The organism is uncultured Acetobacteroides sp. (assembly GCF_963667355.2).
GTDB lineage: Bacteria > Bacteroidota > Bacteroidia > Bacteroidales > ZOR0009 > Acetobacteroides.
The window spans coordinates 43,719-65,986 of record NZ_OY763328.2 but is presented as its reverse complement, the minus strand read 5'-3'; the positions used below and the strand labels follow the sequence as shown (position 1 = coordinate 65,986).

Below are 22,268 nucleotides of genomic sequence, written 5' to 3'. Positions count from 1 at the left end.
AACGATGACAAACGAAGAAATTAAGGAAAAGTTGACCGCTGTGTTGGCCGATGAATTTGAAGTTGATGCTTCTATTATTACTCCAGATGCTCCTTTGATGGAAACGCTTGATCTCGACAGCTTAGACCTAGTGGATGTGGTAGTGCTGATTGAGCAAAACTTTGGCGTAACGCTAAAGGGACCTGATTTTGTGGGCATCAAAACGTTTGAAGATTTTTACAACCTGATCTCGGCAAAGGTTAATGGGGCAAACTAACGGAAAGACATGGAATGGCAAGTCAAGAGGAGGCTCGTTTGGGCACCTCTTTTTTATTCTTGTGATAAAGTATCTGGGAATACGGGCTGCCTATTTTTATCTCTTTTTTGTGGTTCCTTACTTTGTGCCCTTTGCGCCCAAGGCCACTAAGGCTATATGGCGCTACAACCGCTTCATCCTTAAGTACGGTAAACTGAAGGCAGGGTGGATGGTTCTCGTTAGCTACTACCGCTTTGGACAAACAATCATCGACAAGGTGGCCATCCTGAATGGCATGGCCAATCGGTATAAGTTTGACTTTGATAACTACGAGGAGTTTCTTAGTGTGCTAAATTCTGGCGAAGGCGTAACCATAATTGGTGCACACGTAGGTAGCTGGGAGGTGGGTGCGCCATTCTTCGACCACTATGGCCGTAAGATAAACATCGTGATGTACGATGCCGAGTACCAAAAAATAAAGGCTACTATAGAGAAGCATGGAGGCGAGAAAAACTACAAGGTGATTCCGCTAACCGAGGATTCGCTGGAAAGCATTATACGCATTAAGATGGCCGTTAACGCTAAGGAGTATGTGTGCTTTCAGGGCGATAGGTATATGTCGGACAAGAACGTGATTGCCACAAGTTTTATGGGCGCTGATGCCAAGTTTCCGTCAGGACCGTTTCTAGTTGCTTCGCGGTTGAGAGTTCCTGTTGTTTTCTACTTTGCCATGCGCGAGAAGAACTGGAGGTATCGCTTCTACTTTAAGGTGGCTACTCCGGTAACGCGTACGGCTGCACGAAAGCCGGAGACGCAGCTATTTGACCAGTATAAGGCGGAACTGGAGTCCATTGTGTCGAGGTATCCTCAGCAGTGGTATAACTTTTACCAATTTTGGAATTAATGGAGAAAACTATACTGCTTGTTTCTGCCAACCGCCACCGGGTACCCTATCCGGTGTACCCTATTGGGGTTTCTTATCTGCGAGGTTACTTGGAGTCGAATCTTGCGGATTTTCAAGTGGAGGTATTTGATTGTAACCTTCATTCCGACGAAGAACTTGCCCATGAACTTAAAAGGATAAATCCATCGTATGTTGGAGTCTCGTTACGTAATATTGATGGGGCAAACTCGTTGGACCGATCAAGTTTTATAGGAAACTACAAGGAGATAGTTTCTTGTATCAGGGCAAACTCAGCAGCAACAATATTTATTGGTGGGGCAGGATTCTCCATCTATCCTCAAGCGCTTATCGACGAGCTTAAGCCTGATTACGGCATTATTGGAGAGGGAGAGGAGTCGCTATGCCTGCTTATTCAAACTCTTGAGAAGGGAGAAGACCCTTCGGAGATAGAGGGCATTGCCGGCTACGTGGATGGAACCTTTAGGTGTAATCCTCATACAAAATACTTAAAGTCGCTCGATGTTAATTTTGAGCACGATCTTATCGATTTCTACTGGCAGAGCAGCGGAATGCTCAACATTCAAACTAAGCGCGGGTGTCCCTACAGCTGCATCTACTGCTCCTATCCGCTGATTGATGGACGAAAAGTCCGCACGCTCGATACCGATCTGATTATAGATAATATCAAGCGGGTAAAAGAGGAGAAGGGGATCGACTACCTTTTCTTTACAGATTCGGTATTCAACATCAACAACAGCTACAATATCGAGCTGGCCGAGAAGATTATCAAAAGCGGTTTAAAAATACGATGGGGAGCATACTTCGCTCCAAATAACCTTAACGATGAGATGCTGGCGCTGTTTAGGGCATCTGGGCTAACGCACATCGAGTTTGGAACAGAATCGTTTTCGGACAAGCAGCTGGCTAACTACGGGAAACACTTTACTTTTAAGGATGTGTTGGAATCATCGGAACTGTGCCTAAAGCATAACATCTTCTATGCGCACTTTCTGATACTTGGCGGCTACGGCGAAACGCCGGAAACCTTAAAGGAAACGATAGAGAACTCCAAAAAGATACAATACAGCGTCTTTTTCCCCTATATGGGTATGAGAATATATCCTGGAACTAAGCTTCAGTCAATTGCTATAGCGAAAGGAGTTATTTCTCCAAACGATGATCTGCTTGCTCCAACCTACTACCTCGAAGAAGGCTTCGAGGTGGAAGAGGTAAAACGAATGGCTTTGGAAACAGGAAAGACTTGGGTTTTCCCGGACGATCCGCAAAGCGACATGATGGACGTGCTGCGCTACAAGCGTAATAAAAAAGGATTGCTATGGGAGTATTTGAGAAAGCCATAATTGAAGGCGACGAGGTGCTGACGTACATTCCTCAGCGCCCCCCAATTGTGATGGTCGATAAGTTTTTTGGAGTTCAGGAGAACATGTCGGCTAGCGGACTTCTGGTGAAGGAGGATAACATCTTCTGTGAGGATGGCGTGCTTCAGGAGTGCGGTGTAATTGAGCATATCGCTCAGTCGGCAGCCATGCGCATCGGTTACATCCATATCAGCAATGGAACGGAGGTTCCCATTGGCTTCATAGGATCTATAAACAGGCTAACGATAGATCGCTTACCCTGCGTGGGCGATGACCTTTACACAGAAGTAGAGGTGGAAATGGAGGTCTTCGACATCACCCTGCTATCGGCAAAGGTAATGCTCTGTGATAGGGTTATTGCTGAATGCCAAATGAAGGTTGCAACACCAGGTTCAACAAAATAATTTGAAATGGTAAAGAAAGTAAAACGCCAAGCGGCAAGCCTGATAAACCGTACTCCAATTAGGGTGCGATTTAGCGAGGTCGACTCGATGCAGATCGTGTGGCATGGAGAATATGTACGCTACTTCGAGGATGGTCGCGAAGCATTCGGTCGTGAGTACGGCGGATTGGGCTACATGGAGATGTACAACAGTGGCTATGTGGTTCCGCTGGTAAAGATAAATATGGAGTTTAAGTATCCGTTGGTATGCGGCGATACCGCAATTGTGGAAACGCGCTACATCAACTGCGAAGCGGCAAAGATTATCTTTGAGTACACCATTTACAGGGAGTCGGACATGCAGGTTGTTGCCACAGGCGAGAGCACGCAGGTGTTCTTGAATAGGGATAACGTGCTGGAGCTCATTAACCCCGAGTTTTACATTCAGTGGAAGAAGAAATGGGGAGTGGAGTAAGTAACATAGCCTACTTAGGTGCAACCAACGTTATTAGCTCGGTGGGCTTTACCACCGAAGAGTGCTTTAACGCCCTTGAGCACTACGTGTCGGGTATTGTACCTGTTGATGATCCGATCCTTTACGAGCATCCGTTCCTTGCAGCGCAGGTCAATTGGCAGCGCCTAAACGCGATGGCTCAAGCCGCAGGTTTGGATTGCTACTCTAGCACCGAAAGAATGATGATTCTTTCAATTAAAGATGTTTTGAAGCAATCGGGTGTTAGTTTGGCAAGCAAAGATGCTGTAGTGATCTTCTCCTCAACCAAGGGTAATGTCGATCTGCTTAGCCAAAGCGTAGAGGTGCTCGACGAAGGTGCCTACCTTTGGAAGATGGCTCAATGTGTCTCCAACTACTTTAATGCTTTCAATAAGCCGGAGGTAATCTCCAATGCCTGTATATCTGGCGTATCGGCAACCGTTATAGCCTCGCGTCTGGTCCGTGAAGGTGTATATAAAAATATTATAGTTGTAGGTGCTGATATCCTTACCCGCTTTGTAGTAAGCGGATTTTCTGCATTCAAGTCGGTTAGCAGCCGTCCATGTACGCCGTACGATGTCAACCGTGATGGTCTGACGCTGGGTGAAGGTTGTGCGACGATCCTTATTACTTCGGATAAGAGCCTTTCCTGTGGCATTGCTGTCGAAGGTGGTGCCATTACCAACGATGCCAACCATATTTCTGGTCCTTCGCGCACGGGTGATGGTCTGTGCTACGCCATACAGCAGGCAATGGAGGAGAATGATCTGACTACTGAAGATATTAGCTTCATTAACACACATGGAACGGCAACACCTTATAATGACGAGATGGAGTCGAAGGCAATAGCCTTGGCTGGACTATCATCTGTATCAGTGAATAGCCTAAAGCCTTACTTTGGTCATACCCTCGGTGCTTCGGGTGTTATTGAAACGGTGATGTGCGTGGAGATGCTGAAGCACAGGCTGATTATTGGAACTAAGGGATTTGCTGAACTGGGCGTTTCTCAACCTATTATAGTCTCCGGCGAGCATCAGCCTATAAGTAACATGATGCGATGCATAAAAACAGCTTCTGGCTTTGGGGGATGTAATGGTGCCTTGATACTTGCCCTCGAAGAGCATGTAAAAGCAATTCCGACTAAGGAGAAAAAAGATACAGCACAACGTATTGGTAGCTGCCAAATTGCCGATGGTAAGGTGGTAGTAGATGATAATATAGTATTTGAAGGCAGCGGAGACTTTGCGGAGTTTATTCGTGGCGGGTTTAAGTATCTTGAGGCTCCAAATATGAAGTTCTACAAGATGGATAACCTGTGTAAACTGGGCTATCTAGCCGCGGAGTACCTACTCAAGGATAAAAAGTACTCGCCTCTTGAGTTGGGTATTGTACTTGCCAACCGCAGCTCATCGCTCGATACCGATATTAATCACCAGCGCATACTTAACGAGCATTCGGAGGCTGGAGCAAGTCCTGCCGTGTTCGTTTACACCTTGCCCAACGTTGTTCTGGGCGAGATATGCATTCGCCATAAGATACAAGGCGAAAATACGTTCTTTATCAACGAGAATAAATCTGATAGTTTCCTCGAAAGCTACGCACGTATGGTACTCGAAAGGAGCCATTATAGGGCTGTCATCTACGGCTGGTGCGAGCTGTTGGGAAAAGACTATCAGGCAGAGCTAGTAATAATTGAAAAAAAATAGAGATGGAGAAGCTTATAAACGATCTAAAAGTTCAGCTTATTGAAGCGCTTAACCTAGAAGAGATAACTCCCGAAGAAATTGATGCCGAAGCACCTCTTTTTGGAGATGGGCTTGGTCTTGATTCGATTGATGCCCTAGAAATCATCCTTATTCTTGAGAAGCAGTATGGATTACGCATCGAGAATCCTGCCGAAGCAAAACCAATATTCTATTCGGTGCGTACCTTGGCGGAGTACATCGAAAAAAACATGAAGTAATGCAGATTTGTGTTAGCGGCATAGGAGTTGTTTCCTCAATTGGCATTGGGGTAGATGCTAATGTGGCATCGCTTGCATCGCAAAAGGATGGCATGGGCAGCATAACCTTATTTGATTCTACCCTTAATCTTCCTGTTTCGGAGGTTAAGGCATCTAATAGGGAACTGATGCAGATGCTATCGCTACCCGAGCGTAATACCTATTCGAGAACGACTCTGTTAGGTATGCTCGCTGCCAATGAAGCATTAAAGGATGCTGAAATCGATTTGGATAAGCTTAGAGTTGGGCTTGTGTCTGCCACCTCGGTAGGCGGAATGGACTTAACCTACGGCTTTTACGAGGAGTTCAGAAAGGATAATTCAAAAGGAAGTTTAAGAAACGTCGCGTCGCACGATTGTTATGATAGCACGAGTAAAATAGCGGAGTACTGTGGCATAAAGGGCTTCTCAACGACTATCAGCACTGCTTGTTCGTCGGCTGCAAATGCCGTAATGCTGGGGGCCCGACTAATAAAGCATGGCTACCTAGACTGCGTTGTTGTTGGTGGCACCGATGCGCTGTGCAAGTTTACCCTCAACGGCTTTAAATCGTTGATGATTCTCGATAGTCAAAAGTGTCGTCCGTTCGATAATTCGCGTACAGGACTTAATCTTGGAGAAGGCGCAGGATATATTGTGCTTCAGCGTACCGACACCGTTGTCCGTAAGCCATACTGCTTGCTAGGCGGATTTGCTAACGCCAACGATGCTTACCATCAAACGGCATCTTCTGCAGAGGGGAATGGCGCATACCTTGCCATGAGCCAGGCGTTAAGCATGAGCAGACTAAAGTCCAGCGATATTGGCTACATAAATGTTCATGGAACGGGAACTCCCAATAATGATGCTTCGGAAGGTGCAGCCTTACGACGTCTGTTTGGTGACAATGTTCCTGCGTTTAGCTCAACAAAGTCGTATACCGGACACACGCTTGCTGCTGCCGGAGGTATTGAGGCTGTATTTTCGGTGCTTTCAATTGATAGAGGGATGGTTTTCCCAAATCTGAACTTTACAATTCCAATCGAAGGGTTAGGGCTTATTCCTGAGGTATCCTTTAGTGAAGGAAACGATATAAGCGCCGTTATGTCCAACTCGTTTGGCTTTGGAGGAAATAATTCATCACTAATATTTACGAAGAAAGATGGCTCTATACATCAATAGTGCGAGTGCTTACCATGCGGAGTTAGACTTTAAAACGCTGATTCCCGATGCTAACATGCGTCGCCGAATGAGCTACGTTGTAAAGATGGGAGTAGGCACGGCGATGGATTGCATTCGTAAAGTTTCTGTTGATCGTATTGATGCCATTATTACAGCTACTGGATTGGGCTGCCTCGCCGATAGCGAGAAATTCTTGAAGTCGATACAGGATAGCAACGAGCAGCTGCTTAATCCTACGCCTTTCATTCAGTCTACCTTTAATACGATTGGGGGGCAGGTTGCCCTTTTATCGAAAAGCCATTGCTACAACATGACCTATGCCCATCGCTTCTCCAGCTTCGAGAGTGCTCTGTTGGATGCGTTGATGATGGCTGAAGATGGAGAGGCTGAGAATATTCTTGTTGGTACTGCCGATGAGAAAACTCCTACCCAACTGAAGATCATGGAGCGATTAGGTGCTTTCCGTAATGGAAATACGCCAGACGAAGGTTCGTTCTTCTTTATGCTAAGCAGCACCCCTGCAGCCGAATGCCTTGGTGTTCTTGAAGGACTGTACTTAGGTGGACAAAATCTTGATGGAGAGTTCGACATCACAATAAATGCTGATAAATGCTACCATACAGCCTCGGCTGCTGCCATGTTTAGGGGAGTAGAGGAGATTAGATCTGGTGCTAAGCGAGTTTTGGTGGTTAACGACGACTATAAAGTAGCCTTGAAATGTATGTAGCAATTCTAGTTGTTGGCTTTTTGCTTTTAGCGGTGTATGCCTCGGTAAGTATCTCTGCCGGAGTGTACGTTAAGGCTTTTTGTAGAGCAAAAAGTAGCAGCAAGGTTGTAGCGCTCACCTTTGACGATGGTCCTGATCCAGTTTGGACGCCTAAGGTGATAGAGGTCCTTAGAAAGTATGATGTTAAGGCTACATTCTTTTGTATAGGTGAAAAGGTAGATAGGAATTCACAGTTGGTTAAGCAGTTGATAGCCGAAGGACATCTTATTGGCAATCATACATATTACCATACTTCGTTTTTCCCACTTTTGAGTAGGGAGAAGATGGTTGCTGAGCTGCAAAAGTGTGATGAAGCCATAAAGAATGCAATAGGAGAGCAGGTAACTCTGTTTCGTCCTCCATTTGGGGTAACGAACCCTACTATTGCCGCTTCTGTGAGGAAGTTGGGTTATAAGGTTGTTGGCTGGAGCATTAGATCGTTTGATACGGTTAAGTCGGAACGGGAGGTGGTGCTCAGTAGAATTCTTAAAAAAGCGCATGCAGGAGGTGTTATCCTAATGCACGATAACCTAGAAAACAGCGATTGGCTGGTGGAGCAGGTTATTGTCAGTCTGCATAGCCAGGGATATGAGATAAAAAGATTAGACGAACTTTTTGAAATATAGGATAAAATGAAATCCAAATTACTCGCTTTGATGTTGCTGTGCTCAACAGTTGCTTTTGCACAGAACTATGGCAATAAGATCGATCCTTCGCGTGGTTTTAGCGAGCGACTAAAGAGTGCCAGCGATAGAACTCAATCCATCACTTGCGATTTTGAGCAGGTTAAGTTTATGTCTGTCCTGGCAAAAACAAATAAATCGAAGGGAAAATTCTTCTACAAGAAGGCTCAGAAAATATGTCTTGAGTACACCAATCCTCAGGGCAACCTTATTGTCATGAATGGTGTAAAGTTTAAGATTCAGACAAACGGTAAGGCTACTGTTGTTAAGATGAACTCGAACCCAATGATGCGTCAATTGGGCGATATGTTAACGGCTTGTATGACTGGTAATCTAAATTTGTTTGGAAACCAATCTGTATCCGAATACTTCGAAAACCAATCGCACTACACGGTTGTAATTACGCCAACCAATAGAAGAGTAAAGAGCTACCTAAAGCAAATTGTTCTTCGATTTGATAAGGACAACATGACCTTGTCATCAATGAGGATGAACGAAAATGATACCGATTACACACTATACGAGTTCAGCGATAAAAGGCTTAATGCTAACGTTGATGACGATAAATTTAAGATCTAATTTCTTATGCTGCTAAAGAACCGCTTTTATACAGTAGAAAGTACCAACACGGAAGGTAACGCCCACAAGTTTGTGGTGAAGATTGATCCACAGCATCCGATTTTCGATGGGCACTTTCCTCAGCAGCCTGTTGTTCCTGGCGTTTGTACAATACAGATGCTAAAGGAATGTTTTAGCGATTTGCTAGGTAAGAGCATAAGGTATACCTCTATTCCTTCGTGCAAGTTCATATCGTCGATTATTCCTTCGGATGATGCGGTTGAGTTGAGCATTGTGGTGGGAAACGAAAACACCTTTCAAGCGGTAGTTTCTTTTAACGGAGCGGTAATGCTTAAAATGAAGGCTAATTATACAGAGCAATGATTGATTGTATAGATAGGCTGAAAGCCCTTGGCGTTGTAGTGGTAATCCCTACCTATAATAATCATGCTACACTGTTAGACGTAATAGATGGCGTGTCCTGCTACTCCAACGATATCATAGTAGTAAACGATGGTTCTACGGATGGTACTGCCGATATTCTTGCCGCCAAACAGGGCATTACCCTAATATCGTATACCGAGAATAGGGGGAAGGGGCATGCGCTTAAGATTGGCCTTCGGAAAGCCGCTGAGTTAGGTTACCGTTATGCAATCACCATAGATTCTGACGGCCAGCACTATTCTGATGATATTCCTTCATTTATCGATCAAATAGAGAAAACTCCAGATGCTCTTATTGTAGGTGCTCGTAACCTAACGGCTGATAATATGCCGGGGAAAAACACCTTTGCGAATAAGTTCTCAAACTTTTGGTTTAAGGTTGAAACGGGTATTACCCTTCAGGATACTCAATCGGGCTATAGGCTTTATCCTTTGAAGAAAATTGCAACTATGTGGTTCTTTACTCCTCGTTATGAATTTGAACTGGAGGTTATTGTACGTTCTGCTTGGAAGAGAATTCCTGTGATAAACATTCCGGTTAAGGTGTTTTACCCAAGTGAGGAGGAACGAGTTTCCCATTTCCGTCCTCTGCGAGATTTTACCCGCATAAGCATCTTAAATACTTTTTTGGTTACAATTGCCCTGCTTTACTACTATCCGATAAGCTTCTTTAGGGCATTAACCAAGGAAAACATAAAGCGATTCATTCGCGACCATATAACGCACTCGAAGGAGTCGAACCTTAAGATTACGTTTTCCGTAGGGCTCGGTATTTTCTTTGGTATAGTTCCCTTGTGGGGGTGGCAAATGATATCGGCAGGGGTAACGGCACACCTGCTAAGGCTAAACAAGGTCATTGCCGTTGCCGTATCGAATATCAGCATTCCACCGATGATCCCGTTTATTCTTTATGGTAGCATGGCAATGGGAGGTATGGCTCTAAACAAGCCTACGTTACTTCCTTTATCATCAATCAATATAGAATCTATTTCTGGTTGCATGTTTCAGTATGTAGTAGGAAGTATCTTGCTTGCTGTTGTTGCCAGCGTAATCTTTAGCAGCATAACCTTTGTAATGCTCAATTTTTTTAGACGTAACCCACTCTAGCAATGGATACCTTTTTCATTAGGATATATAATTTCTTTTATAATCGTAAGCCACTTCTTTACTCCTTAATGACTGGGAGTATTCTTGTTTTGTCGTTTTTTGCCGTTAAGGTGAATTTCGATGAAGATGTTACAAGTTTTTTCCCCGATGGAAAGGATAACCAGAAGACTGCTTTGGTTTTTAAAAACCTAAAGGTTAAGGATAAAATCATCATTCTATTTTCGGCTGCTGATACAAGTAAGACCGTAGATCCCGATAGGTTCATAGAGGCAAGCGAGGCGTTTGTAGGGAAACTAAAGAAGTCGGCTGCTGCTCCCTTAATTAAGGATGTGGTTACTGAGGTTGATGCATCTGCAATGAATCAGGTAACCGATTTTATTTACGCAAATTTACCTATTTACCTTACCGATAAAGATTATAGCAAGCTAGATTCGTTAACGACTCCCGAAGCTATAAAGCATAAAATGCAAACCAACTACGAGAATCTGATCTCGCCGATGGGAGTTGCACTTAAAGATATTGTGGTAAAGGATCCAATTGGACTGGGGAACTCTGCTTTATCAGGGCTGAAAGTTTTTGGGGAGGCTGCAAACTACACCATGTACGACGGCTATATCTTTTCGGAGGATATGTCGAAGATGCTGGTTCTGATTGATCCTGTAAACGGAACAGGAAGTACCGGTAAGAACGAGGCGTTAATCTCTTCTATTGAAGAGCAGGCAAAGACGGTGATGCAGCAAATGCCAGAGGTAAGCGTGGAGCATTATGGGGGACCAAGTGTTGCGGTTTATAACGCCCGACAGATAAAGAGGGATACGATGATTACCCTAACCATTGCAATCCTGATTATTGTTGTGTTTATCTCGTTGGCATTCCGAAATTGGTGGGCGATGCTGCTTATATCTTTACCAGTACTATTTGGTGGCATATTTGCTCTTGCGCTTATCTACTTTATTAATGGTTCAATATCTTCGATTGCAATAGGAGCAGGTGCTGCTGTATTCGGCATAGCCATGAGTTACTCCATCCACGTTCTTTCGCATCGAGAGCACACAAAGACAATACCGCAGGTTATTGAAGAGTTGGCCTATCCGCTAACTATAGGAAGCTTTACCACTATTGGTGCATTTTTAGGATTACTCTTTACCAACTCGAAACTTTTACGCGACTTCGGTCTATTTGCTGCATTATCGTTGATTGGTACAACAATCTTCTGCCTGGTATTCTTACCTCACATGCTTTCGGAAAAGAAGCGCGAGAGGAAAAGCAAACTTCTGGAATGGATAGAACGAGCCAACAGCTACAGATACGATTCGAACAAGTGGTTGATAGGTTTTATTGTTATCCTTGTTGGAGTTTGCTTCTTTTGGTATAACGATGTTCGCTTTGATAGCGATATGATGCACCTTAACTACGAATCGGATGCGCTTAAAAAGACCGAGCAAAAGATTAACTCGATATACAACGGAACAAGCAAGAAGGTGCTTTTTGTATCTGCTTGTAAAAGCAATGATAGTTTGCTTACCGCATATGCTAACATAAATAAGAAGTTAGCCTTACTTCAATTAGAGGGCAAAATAGAGAAGTCGTTATCAGCCCAACAGTATCTTGTCCCAGTTGAAGTTCAAAAGGAGAGAATCGAAAAGTGGAATAGGTTCTGGACAAAAGAACGTCGTGATAGGGTTTGTGCACTTGTTGATGCGAATGCTGCTGCGCTTCAGTTTGCTCCAGGTTGCTTTATCGGCTTTAAGAATATACTCGATAAAGATTATCATACGATTTCATTTTCTGCAAAAGAACTTGCGGCATCACCCTTATTCAAGGATTGGGCTTCATCTGCCGACTCGTTATCTATGCTTATTACTCAGGTTACTGTAAAGAATAAGTATAAGGATGATGTTTATCGGCAACTGAAATCGGAAAAGGACTTGGTGATTGTTGATCGTTCGTACTTCGCGCAAAAGATGGCCGCTTCGATTAATAGCGACTTTAACCTGATTCTTGTTATCTGCTCCGTCTTAGTTTTCTTAGCGTTGCTGCTTTCTTATGGTCGTCTTGAGTTAGCCATAATGTCATTCATTCCAATGGCAATTAGCTGGATCATTATTCTTGGACTAATGGCGATTTTGGGAATAGAGTTCAATATCGTAAATATCATACTATCTACTTTCGTTTTCGGTATTGGCGATGACTTTAGCATCTTTATAATGGATGGTTTGCTTAACGAGTATAAAACGGGAAAGAAGATGCTTTCCTCCCATAAGACAGCCATTTTCTTTTCTGCCTTTACCACGGTTGTAGGAATGGGGGCATTGGTTTTTGCGGGCCATCCTGCATTGCAATCAATCTCCATGATATCTCTTTTGGGCATGGTTGCTGTAGTACTTATCTCGTACACCGTTCAACCCATTATCTTTCGCATCTTCATTACATTGCAGGTTAAACGAGGAGGACTCCCATATACCATTCTTGGAATCGCCAGATCGTTATTTGCTTATGTCTTTTTTCTTTTTGGATGCTTGATGCTTCAGTTGCAAATGATGATTTCGTGGATTATTCCGGCAAGTACAAAGCGAAAGAAGTACTGGTTTCATGTATCCGTAAGCTTGGCAACTCGTGCTGTTGTAAATGTTATGTTTATGGTGCGAAAGGTGCGAATTAACAAGCATGGTGAAGATTTTAAGACGCCAGCAGTTATAGTTGCCAACCATCAATCGTTTATTGATATTCTTGTGCTTTTAGGGCTTAACCCTAAAACCGTAATGGTAACCAATGGTTGGGTATGGAATTCTCCATTCTTTGGAAGGATTGTTCGCTATGCTGATTTCTACCATACCGCTAATGGATACGAAGCGTTGGCTGATTCGCTTAAGGAGAAGATTGCTGATGGCTATTCGGTAGTTGTTTTTCCAGAGGGAACGCGTTCGGTAGATGGTTCCATTAAACGTTTTCATAAGGGGGCATTTTATCTAGCCGAGACGCTGAAGTTGGATTTGCTTCCCATTGTGCTTTATGGGAACGGCATGGTTATTTCGAAGAAGCAGCCTTTCTTTATTAAGAAGGGAACCATTGTTACCGATATTATGGAGAGAATCCCCTGTGGTGATAGCCAATTCGGTAGCGGATATAAGGAAAACGCAAAAGGCATAGGCAAATTGGTGAGAGCCGAATATAGTAGGCTTTGCGATGAGTTTGGTAAAGCAGATAACCCTTACTTTTTTGAAGCGCTCACGAATAGTTACACATTCAAGGGCCCTGTTCTTGAGTGGTACATGAAGGTTAAGGTAAGGATGGAGAAGCGTTACCGTGTATTCGATGGCTTAATTCCTAACGATGCAACCATAACAGATATTGGCTGTGGATACGGTCCTCTCTGCTTTATGCTTTCTATGTACTCGCCTAAGCGAACAATACTCGGAATCGATTACGATGAAGAGAAGATTGCTGTTGCTAACCACAACTTTCTTAAAACTGATAAACTTACGTTTGTTTGCTCAAATGCCATTGAATATGAACTTCCTCAATCGGATATTTTTATTTTGAATGATGTCCTGCACTATATGGGGATGGATGCTCAAGAAGCGCTTATCAAAAAATGCATATCGCTGCTTAATCCTGGAGGAAAGATTATAATTAGAGATGGTGATGCCTCTAAGCAGGAGAAGCATAAGGTTACAAAACTTACGGAGACGCTGTCGACGGAGGTGTTTAAGTTTAATAAAACAGAGGGAGCGCTTTGCTTTACCTCTTCCGAGCAGATTGAGATCATTACTAAATCAAGCGGATTAGAGATTACTTTAATGGATAATGATGTTCACACATCGAATACCATATACATCCTGCAAAAAATATGAGTAAGTACGACGTTGTAATTGTAGGTAGCGGGCTAGGGGGATTGGTGTGTGCTAACATGCTATCTAAGGAAGGGTATTCTGTTTGTGTCTTAGAGAAGAATTCGATTATTGGTGGCTGTCTTCAATCTTTTAAAAGGAATGGTCATCTTCTTGATACCGGATTTCACTATATCGGGAGCTTAGATTCTGGTCAGATTCTCCATCAGTATTTTAAGTATTTCGGAATCCTAGATAAGATAAAGCTTCGTCGGTTAGATGATGACGCTTTTGATGTTATCAACTACGAAGGGAACGAGTATAAGTATGCAATGGGCTACGATCGGTTTGTGGATACCCTTGCCGAGAAGTTTCCTTCCGAAAGAGCAGGCTTAACGGAGTACGCCAGTAGGATAAAGAATATTTGTGGTCTTATTGGGGTGGAGAACCTGCGCAAGGGGCTTATAACAGGTGGTGGAATGGAGTACTTCTCGCAGTCTGCCTCGCATATGATTGAGGAGACGGTAAAAGACGAGAAGCTACGCAATATTCTTGCCGGGAATGTGACACTTTACGGTGGCGAACGCGATCATTCCATGCTTTACCACCATGCCATGATTAACGGATCGAATATAGAAGGCGCCTATCGCATTGTAGATGGAACCCAAAGCGTTGCCGATGCTTTTGTTGATGTTATTCGTTCGAACGGAGGGAATGTATTTACAAAGAGTGAGGTTACTCGCTTTGTGGTGGAGAATGATAGGGTTTCGGCAGTAGAGGTAGCTGGCGGCGAACGCATAGAGGCCAAGTACTTTATCTCGAATCTGCATCCTGCAATCACCCTAGGCATGGTTGAAAAGACAAAGGCCATCAAGAAAGCCTACCTAACGCGAATGAATTCGATGCCCAACACCTACGGTTTGTTTACCGTTCACCTGATAATGAAGAAGAATTCGTTCCCCTACATCAACCGTAACTACTACCTACATGAGGGCTCTGACGCATGGTATGCCACGGCCCATCCCGAGGATAAACGCGTAAAGTTTGCCTTGGTTTGCAACCAGGCAAACAGCACCAACGAGCGGTATGCCGATGTGGTTACCATCCTTTGTCCGATGTTCTTCGACGAGGTGGCGCAGTGGAGTGGCACAACGGTTGAGCGGAGAGGCGATTTGTATAAAGAGTTTAAGCAAGCTAAGGCAGAAGAGGTGCTAAACTTTGCTGCTCGATACATTCCTAATCTCCGTGAAAACGTAGAGAAGATATACACCGCCACACCGCTTACCTACAGAGACTATACGGCAACGCCCGAAGGATCTGCTTACGGGATTGCAAAGAGCTACAAGAATCCGCTGATTTCGCTTATACCCACAAAGACTAAGATTGACAATCTTTTGCTAACGGGGCAAAACCTAAACGTGCATGGTGCATTGGGCGTTACGCTAACGGCAACGCTAACCTGCTCGGAGCTGCTCGGCAAGGAATATTTAGCAAAAAAGATAGGGGCTGTTTAAATATGAAGAAGGTATTAAAGTTTTTGTTTATCGGATTGCTTGCAATTCTTCTCTTACTGGCTGGATCTATTACGGTACTTTACCTAAGTGCCGACATGGGGACTCCTAGCGTATCGGTAAACCTAAAGAATTATCAGGTTTCGGACTCCAACGGCTTTAGAAGCTGCAATGGCAGCTACCTAAGGCATAGCGAAAGCGGCCTTTGGGAGGCATACATCCACGGAGACTCGTTGAGCCGAGGCGTTGCCATGGGATGTTTGTCGAAGGATCTGTTGGCCTACCAGGAGAAGGTATTTGTCGATCAGATAAAGGAGATCGTTCCCTCCGAGAGCTACCTGAAGTTTCTCCGTTTCTTTACCATTATCTTCAATAGAAACCTAGGCGAGTACATTCCCGATGAATACCGAACCGAGATATACGGAATCTCGCTCTCGTGCACCAATGCCTACAACTTTATTGGAACTCCCTACGAGCGGCAGCTCAACTACCATGCCGCACACGATATTGGTCACACCATGCAGGAGTATATGCTGGTGGGATGCAGCTCTTTTGCTGTATGGAACAAGAAAAGCGAGGATGCTTCGCTACTAGTTGGTCGCAACTTCGACTTTTACGTTGGTGATAGCTTTGCCAAGAACAAGCTAGTTTCGTTCGTAAATCCCGAAAGGGGCTATAAGTTTGCCTCTGTTGGTTGGGCTGGGATGATTGGTGTTCTCTCGGGAATGAATGAGGCTGGGCTTACGGTAACCATTAATGCTGCCAAGGGCGATATCCCTACTTCGGCGGCAATGCCAATCTCGATTCTGGCCAGAGAAATACTTCAGTATGCCTCTACCATAAAGGAGGCGTACGCAATAGCACAGAAGCGCCACACCTTTGTTTCCGAGTCGCTTCTTATTGGTTCGGCCAAGGATGGTAAGGCTGCCATTATCGAGAAAACGCCATCGCAGATAGGGTTATTCGAAAGCAAGAGCGATCGTATAATATGCACCAACCACTATCAATCGGAGACGTTTAGGAACAACCCTAAGAACATCGAGAATATAGCAAACTCCGATAGCCCATACCGATATAGGCGTATGGAAAGGCTTTTGGCGGGAAGCCAACCGCTAAACCCAACCTCGGTGGCTAAAATCCTTAGAGATAGGTTAGGCGTGAACGGAGAGGATATCGGATTGACCAACGAGAAGTCGCTGAACCAGTCCATCTGCCACCATTCCGTTATCTTTAAACCTAAGGAGGGGCTGATGTGGGTTTCAACAACCCCTTGGCAATCGGGAAAGCTGGTGTGCTATAACCTAAAGAAGATATTCGCTAGCCCCGATTTCAGCAGGGAACTAGCCGACGAGAAGCGGAGTATCGCTGCCGACTCGGCCTTTATCCGAAACGACTATGCGAGAGTTGTTGGGTTTAGGGCATTGGCTAAGCAAATCAAAAAATCGATAAGTACCGACAGCCCGTTAAGTGCCGATTCGCTGAAAAAGCTAGTGGAGGTTAACCCGAATATGTACCACACCTACGAGCTGCTTGGAAACTACTACGCCCATTTCGACAATCCCGCAAAGGCTGCCTACTACTGGAGAACGGCTCTTAAAAAAGAGATTCCCCGGGTAAACGAGCGCAAGGCAATTGAGAAAAAGATTAAAGAACTTGGCAAATGAGAAAGGATCAGAACATTCAATTCTTGTCTCCATCGGAGATAAAGGCCTACCAGGAGGCTTGCCTTAAGGAGGAGTTGGCCTACCTTGAGTCCAATTCAAAGTTTTACTCGCGCATGTTTCGCGCGCATAATATAGACATCAGCAAGATAGAGCGCATAGAGGATTTGGCGCATCTGCCAGTGACCACCAAGCGCGACCTACAGCTCCACAACGACGACTTTATCTGCGTGGATAGGAGCGAGATCATCGACTACGTTACCACATCGGGAACGCTTGGCGATCCGGTTACCTTTGCCCTTACCGATGCCGACTTAGACCGGCTGGCCTACAACGAAGCCCTTTCGTTTACCACCGCTGGCTGTTCCAAGAATGATATCATTCAGCTGATGACCACCATCGACCGCAGGTTTATGGCCGGGCTTGCCTACTTTTTGGGTGCTCGCGAGCTCGGATGCGGTATTATCCGCGTCGGAAACGGTATTCCCGAGCTGCAGTGGGATACCATTCAGCGCAATAAGCCTAACTGCTGCATGGTAGTGCCATCTTTCCTTCTTAAATTGATTGATTACGCAGAGGCTAATGGAATCGACTATCTGAATAGTCCATTAAAGAAGGCCATTTGCATTGGCGAATCGCTTCGTAGTAACGACTTCACGCTGAATACGCTTGGGCGAAGGATCAGCGAGCGTTGGCCCACGCTGGAGCTTATATCCACCTACGCATCTACCGAAATGCAGTCGTCGTTTACCGAATGCGGGTGCTGCAATGGAGGACACCATCAACCCGAGCTGATAATCGTTGAGTTCCTCGACGATAATAACCGTCCGGTTAAGGATGGCGAGGCGGGCGAGGTTACCATTACCACGCTTGGGGTTAAGGGAATGCCGCTGCTGAGGTTTAAGACCGGCGATATTTGCTATCATACCACCGCGAAATGCGGTTGTGGCCGTCAGACGATGCGTTTAAGCCCCGTGTTAGGACGAAAGGGGCAGATGATTAAGTATAAGGGCACGACGCTTTACCCATCGGCTTTGTACGATGTGCTTGACAACATCGCCGATGTAAAGAACTACATCGTTGAGGTTTATACCAACACGCTGGGAACCGATGCCATTCTGGTAAAGGTGGGTAGCGAGAACCATTCGGACGAGCTGGTTAAGCATATTAAGGATTCGTTTCGGTCGAAGGTGCGCGTGGCGCCGGATATCGTATTCGAGCCCGTGGAGAGCATCGCTAAAAAACAGCTTCCGAAGATGAGCAGGAAAGCAATAAAATTTGTAGATTTCCGGGATAAAACAGAAAGTTAACATTTAAACTGAAGCAATTATGAAAAAGGTACTATGTGCTGCACTATTGCTATTCTCGTTTGTCTTTGCCTTTGGGCAGAAGGATAAATCGGCAGAAGCCAAGGAGGCCAAGAGCATAACCTTCTACGGCGTTGATTTTTCCCTTTCCAAAGCCTTTGGAGTTGGCGAATCGCCAGCGATGCTTAAGAACGCATTCGACAACATTAACCTGCTTTTTACTACGGAAGCAAAGAAGTACAACATCTACTCCTTCTTTAGCAAGGACGAGGTTGTAAGTAGCTTCGACATGGTGAACAAGCTGAATAGGGGGATTGACGAGTCGGCCCTATATGGCACCAATAAGCAGTTTTCCCTTACCTCCGACGAGATTGCCAAGCATGTTAAGGCGTACAAGACCGAGGGGAACGGCGTTGCCCTTATCTTTATTGGCGAACGCCTGGATAAACTCGATGGGCTAGGTACGTTTCATGTGGTATTCTTCGACAAGAAGACCAAAGCGATTCTTCTTGATCGGGTATCCTCTGCCAAAGCCTTTGGTTTTGGCCTGAGAAACTACTGGGCGAGCTCCATTTATAAGATCATGAAGGAGTGGAGGTACTAATCACCCCAACGGATATAAAGAAACAGCCGGTATCTAAGCGTAGATACCGGCTGTTTCTTTATGGGGCATACTTTGCGCTACTTGCCCGGTTATGGCTGGTAGCTGAAGTTGTAGATATCCTTTACGCCAATGTCGAATCGGCCATCGGTAATGCTGATGGTGTTGCCGTTGGCGCTTCCGCTAAGATCGAAGTAGCCGGAGAGGATCATCTCGGTGTACTTCTTATCTACCAAAACCCGTTGTATGCGCTGGAAGGTGAGCGTCCCCCTTACGCTGGTGAGCTTGGTGGGTATCCCGCCGCTGTTCAGGTATACCTCAAAGTCGGAGGTGTTCAGCTGGTAGATTTGGCCGTTCTGCTTGATCAACTCCTCGGCGGTGGTGGGGCGTATGCTGGTCGACCTGAAGATGAGCGTCACCGGGTCTTCGTTATGGCGGTAGTCGTCGTACATCGATCCGTTAAACTTGAACTCGGTGTAGCTTCCGTTGGCCGCAATGGTTAGCGGGGTGAAGTCGTCGTTGTAAATGAGTACGTCGTCGTTGTAAATGCTAGCGTTGTCGTCGATATGGGCGCCAAAGGTGTTGTATCCCCACTCGGAGTAGGCGGGTAGTCTGCTGTCGTCGGCGTCGGGGATAAAGATGGACTTCTTTAGGTCGGACTCGCGGTGGCATGCGCCAAGGGCTACAGCCAAAGCTAGGAGGTATAGTAGCTTTTTCATCGATGTTACATTATGGGGTAGTAAATACTTAGCTGAGCGCCTATGCCCAATCCGCTAGTTGCCAGGGTCGATGCCTTGGTGCTGATGATGTAGGAGGGAAGGTTAACCTGCATGCTAACGTTGAGCCCGTCGTTGGAGCCCAGCTTAAAGCCCAATCCTGGATTGAAGGTGGCCAGAAACGATGCGGGCGTGCCCAATGCTCGTCCAACCTGCGCCTCGTGAGGATTCATGGTGGCGTTTGCAAAGTCGATGGTGGCCTTATCGGCAACCTTGATGCCGAAATCGAATCCGAGGTTGATAAATAGCCTAAAGAAGCGGGGCTTCATTGTATAGAGGCGTAGATCTAGGGGAATGCCGAGGTAATCGACCTCCTGATCCAGATTTTCTACCTGTGCGTACTCGGTAGTAGAGCCATTCTGGCTGTATAGCACGTAGAACTTGTACTTTGAGTAGTCTAGCCAATCCTCCCGCTTAAGCGTGCTCTTGATTTGGGTGTATCGGAGACCCGTTGAAAGGCCGATGTAGCCGTTGGAGGAGATGAACTCGGTCTTGATGCCGTAGTAGTGGCGGTTGGTGGTGGTTTCGAGTTCGCAGCTGCCATTGGGGGAGAAGAGGGTAACCGATGAGGTGGCGCGAATGGCCTGATTCTCCCTAAAGTCGGTGCAATAGGTGGTGCTCCCCACGTCTACCCCCAGGTTAAACCGCCTCAGCTCCTGCGCTTGGGCGGCGCTCGTAAAGCCAACAGCCAGTAGTGCCATCCATAACAGCCTTTGTCTTTTTGCCATGCTTACTAGGTTTTAATAATGGTTTGTTGGGCGTAAAGGTAGCAAAGTTATGCATCCCCCATAGGCTGGAGCATTTGCAAAAATAAAAACCGGATTCCGTACTTAGGGGAAGTATTGAGGGGAGCTGCAGGTTTTTTTCCAATGTAGAGAGGTCTGTCTGCAATTAAATTAGGGTTCGCTTAAGATTAGGGGGCTTACTCTCAACCCTAAAAGGGCATAGCCGTTAAGCTAAGTGTTGTGTAGTCTTAGTATTTAGAAAGAAACAGATGGATATCAAGCACTAGCGCATGATTGAAACTGTTTATCCTCCCGCTTAGGCGGGAGGTAGGAGGGGAATAACGCCAAGTGGATAGAATATTGATTTAAATGAGCAAACCCAGCCCCTGCCCCCTCCCGTGGAGGGGATTAGCTGCCACGATTATGCATTTAGGTTTTGAGAAAAGCACTCCGCTTGACGGCTATGCATTGGGGGAGTTTAGGGGTAAAGAATCCCATCGTGTTTTTAGCCTTTCTGCTGGCCCCCAATTAGGTGCTATCCTCCATTTACTCCTTATCCCTTGTGCGGAAAACGTATTGAGGATGGCTTACCCTAAGCAGCAGGGGAGATCTGGTGTAGATCTCCCCTGTTCTCTAGTATTACTGCTCGTCAAGGTTTGAGGGTTTATTCGCTTTCTTAGGTTTGGGCTTGCGCGACGTGTTACGCTTGATGTCGCTCTTGCGCTTGCCACCAGTCTTCTGATACTCGTTGCTGTTCTTGCCGTACTTGGCCGCAACTGCTATTAGAACCCTTTCACTAAGATCTTTAGCGTCTTTCTCTAGCGTTGTTACCTCGTTCAGCTTCGAATCTGCGTTGCCGAGTAGGATGTTGTAATCCTCTAGAGTGCCGGTGCAGGTGGTCACTTTCAGCGTAAGCGCGGCAACCGATAGGCCGTCGCCTAGGTCTAGCTTCTCATCGATCGTCTTTAAGCCCGATAGGCGAAGCGCTAGCTTTTCGAACGCTGCTGAAGTTCTCTTTTTCCTTGCCATAAAATACCTCCTTTCCGCTTTAAGGTTAATATTGTTGTTGCTGTTGTTTTCGCTGCCGATGGCTTTTCTAAGGTATTGCGCAGCTAGGCAGCTTACTATTGTCCTGTTCGACGAACAGGATATATCAGTAAACCGAGTGTTTTGTAAAAAGTTTATTTTGTTTATATAATTTTTTACATAATGAGGAGGTAGTGGTAAAAAGTGTGGTGGTTCGGCGTAGGTAAGCTAACGAGTTGGCCATTACAGAGGGAGTATCCCGCATATATAGTGGCAAGCTTGGGATGATGCTTCGAGGAATCGCTTCGCCTACGCCCTGTGGTAACCGCCGTTGGTGCTGGAGGGCTGCAAGCGCTGGCATTAGGGCGTATTGTTGAAGCGAGTATTGTATTCGTTGAAGCAAATGCTGTATTCGTTACGACGTATATCATATTCGTCATGACAAATGCTGTATTTGTTGAAGCAAATGCTGTATTCGTTACAACAAATGTGATATACGTTGAAGCAAATGCTGTATTCGTTACGACGTATATCATATGCGTCATGACAAATGCTGTATTCGTTACAGCAAATATGATATTCGTCGTAACTTCTTCAAAAATGCACGGGGGAGAAAAGAAAGAGGCGCCTGTAGTAGCGCCTCTCGGGTGGTGGTATTCGTTGTAGCAGGCGGCCGCCCCTGTGTGGCGTGCTGCACTGCCGAAAAAGCGTTGCGCCTA

At 45.5% G+C, this 22,268-nt stretch carries 22 protein-coding genes; 19 read left to right on the top strand and 3 right to left on the bottom strand.

All coding sequences use genetic code 11. From position 1 onward, the window contains the following. Positions 1-4 precede the first annotated feature (4 nt). From ACHZA1_RS00340 to ACHZA1_RS00255, 18 genes are read left to right on the top strand one after another with little or no spacing between them, the layout of a single operon-like run. Complete coding sequence (locus ACHZA1_RS00340) at positions 5-256, top strand: phosphopantetheine-binding protein (RefSeq protein ID WP_320053248.1); 252 nt, start codon at positions 5-7, stop codon at positions 254-256. Next, entirely contained in the window at positions 243-1,139 is an 897-nt protein-coding gene (locus ACHZA1_RS00335; protein WP_320053247.1) for an acyltransferase, read from the top strand. Before ACHZA1_RS00340 ends, ACHZA1_RS00335 begins: the two co-directional genes overlap by 14 nt. Continuing rightward, a complete protein-coding gene (locus ACHZA1_RS00330) occupies positions 1,139-2,500 on the top strand; it encodes a lipid biosynthesis B12-binding/radical SAM protein (protein WP_320053246.1) in 1,362 nt (453 codons plus the stop codon). Before ACHZA1_RS00335 ends, ACHZA1_RS00330 begins: the two co-directional genes overlap by 1 nt. Next, the gene (locus tag ACHZA1_RS00325; protein WP_320053245.1) at positions 2,476-2,922 is read left to right on the top strand and encodes a hydroxymyristoyl-ACP dehydratase; all 447 of its coding nucleotides are present in this window, start codon (positions 2,476-2,478) and stop codon (positions 2,920-2,922) included. Before ACHZA1_RS00330 ends, ACHZA1_RS00325 begins: the two co-directional genes overlap by 25 nt. A 6-nt stretch (positions 2,923-2,928) precedes the next feature. Continuing rightward, positions 2,929-3,375, top strand: a complete 447-nt coding sequence (locus ACHZA1_RS00320; RefSeq protein WP_320053244.1) for a thioesterase family protein — start codon at positions 2,929-2,931, stop codon at positions 3,373-3,375. Next, complete coding sequence (locus ACHZA1_RS00315) at positions 3,360-5,099, top strand: beta-ketoacyl synthase N-terminal-like domain-containing protein (RefSeq protein ID WP_320053243.1); 1,740 nt, start codon at positions 3,360-3,362, stop codon at positions 5,097-5,099. The genes ACHZA1_RS00320 and ACHZA1_RS00315 overlap by 16 nt, the downstream gene beginning before the upstream one ends. 2 nt (positions 5,100-5,101) lie before the next feature. Continuing rightward, positions 5,102-5,356: a phosphopantetheine-binding protein gene (locus ACHZA1_RS00310; protein ID WP_320053242.1), complete on the top strand. Its 255-nt coding sequence runs from the start codon at positions 5,102-5,104 to the stop codon at positions 5,354-5,356. Then, on the top strand, positions 5,356-6,555 hold the full coding sequence (locus ACHZA1_RS00305) for a beta-ketoacyl-[acyl-carrier-protein] synthase family protein (protein WP_320053241.1): 1,200 nt from the start codon (positions 5,356-5,358) through the stop codon (positions 6,553-6,555). The genes ACHZA1_RS00310 and ACHZA1_RS00305 overlap by 1 nt, the downstream gene beginning before the upstream one ends. Further along, complete coding sequence (locus tag ACHZA1_RS00300) at positions 6,536-7,282, top strand: beta-ketoacyl synthase chain length factor (protein WP_320053240.1); 747 nt, start codon at positions 6,536-6,538, stop codon at positions 7,280-7,282. The genes ACHZA1_RS00305 and ACHZA1_RS00300 overlap by 20 nt, the downstream gene beginning before the upstream one ends. After that, a complete protein-coding gene (locus ACHZA1_RS00295; RefSeq protein ID WP_320053239.1) occupies positions 7,273-7,947 on the top strand; it encodes a polysaccharide deacetylase family protein in 675 nt (224 codons plus the stop codon). Before ACHZA1_RS00300 ends, ACHZA1_RS00295 begins: the two co-directional genes overlap by 10 nt. Positions 7,948-7,953: 6 nt before the next feature. Then, the gene (locus ACHZA1_RS00290) at positions 7,954-8,583 is read left to right on the top strand and encodes an outer membrane lipoprotein carrier protein LolA (RefSeq protein ID WP_320053238.1); all 630 of its coding nucleotides are present in this window, start codon (positions 7,954-7,956) and stop codon (positions 8,581-8,583) included. Positions 8,584-8,589: 6 nt separating this feature from the next. Further along, positions 8,590-8,946 (top strand): hypothetical protein, encoded by a 357-nt coding sequence (locus tag ACHZA1_RS00285; RefSeq protein ID WP_320053237.1) that lies wholly within the window; start codon positions 8,590-8,592, stop codon positions 8,944-8,946. Continuing rightward, a complete protein-coding gene (locus ACHZA1_RS00280; protein ID WP_320053236.1) occupies positions 8,943-10,112 on the top strand; it encodes a DUF2062 domain-containing protein in 1,170 nt (389 codons plus the stop codon). The genes ACHZA1_RS00285 and ACHZA1_RS00280 overlap by 4 nt, the downstream gene beginning before the upstream one ends. 2 nt (positions 10,113-10,114) lie before the next feature. Then, complete coding sequence (locus ACHZA1_RS00275; protein WP_320053235.1) at positions 10,115-13,966, top strand: MMPL family transporter; 3,852 nt, start codon at positions 10,115-10,117, stop codon at positions 13,964-13,966. Continuing rightward, positions 13,963-15,456, top strand: a complete 1,494-nt coding sequence (locus ACHZA1_RS00270) for an NAD(P)/FAD-dependent oxidoreductase (protein ID WP_320053234.1) — start codon at positions 13,963-13,965, stop codon at positions 15,454-15,456. Before ACHZA1_RS00275 ends, ACHZA1_RS00270 begins: the two co-directional genes overlap by 4 nt. A 2-nt stretch (positions 15,457-15,458) precedes the next feature. Further along, the gene (locus ACHZA1_RS00265; RefSeq protein ID WP_320053233.1) at positions 15,459-17,117 is read left to right on the top strand and encodes a C45 family peptidase; all 1,659 of its coding nucleotides are present in this window, start codon (positions 15,459-15,461) and stop codon (positions 17,115-17,117) included. Beyond that, entirely contained in the window at positions 17,114-18,424 is a 1,311-nt protein-coding gene (locus ACHZA1_RS00260) for an AMP-binding protein (RefSeq protein ID WP_320053232.1), read from the top strand. Before ACHZA1_RS00265 ends, ACHZA1_RS00260 begins: the two co-directional genes overlap by 4 nt. 19 nt (positions 18,425-18,443) lie before the next feature. Next, a complete protein-coding gene (locus tag ACHZA1_RS00255) occupies positions 18,444-19,025 on the top strand; it encodes a hypothetical protein (RefSeq protein ID WP_320053231.1) in 582 nt (193 codons plus the stop codon). A gap of 89 nt (positions 19,026-19,114) precedes the next feature. On the opposite strand, the gene ACHZA1_RS00250 is transcribed toward ACHZA1_RS00255, so the two are convergent. From ACHZA1_RS00250 to ACHZA1_RS00240, 3 genes are all read right to left on the bottom strand, one after another. Beyond that, positions 19,115-19,741, bottom strand: coding sequence for a hypothetical protein (locus tag ACHZA1_RS00250; RefSeq protein WP_320053230.1), 627 nt, complete (start codon positions 19,739-19,741; stop codon positions 19,115-19,117). Between the two features lie 5 nt (positions 19,742-19,746). Beyond that, entirely contained in the window at positions 19,747-20,526 is a 780-nt protein-coding gene (locus ACHZA1_RS00245) for an outer membrane beta-barrel protein (RefSeq protein WP_320053229.1), read from the bottom strand. 636 nt (positions 20,527-21,162) lie between these two features. Then, positions 21,163-21,552 carry a hypothetical protein gene (locus ACHZA1_RS00240; RefSeq protein WP_320053228.1) on the bottom strand — a complete coding sequence of 130 codons (390 nt, stop codon included), beginning with the start codon at positions 21,550-21,552 and terminating at the stop codon, positions 21,163-21,165. Positions 21,553-21,867: 315 nt separating this feature from the next. Here ACHZA1_RS00240 and ACHZA1_RS00235 point away from each other — a divergent pair, with 315 nt between their 5' ends. Further along, complete coding sequence (locus ACHZA1_RS00235) at positions 21,868-22,215, top strand: hypothetical protein (protein WP_320053227.1); 348 nt, start codon at positions 21,868-21,870, stop codon at positions 22,213-22,215. The last annotated feature ends 53 nt before the right edge of the window (positions 22,216-22,268 follow it).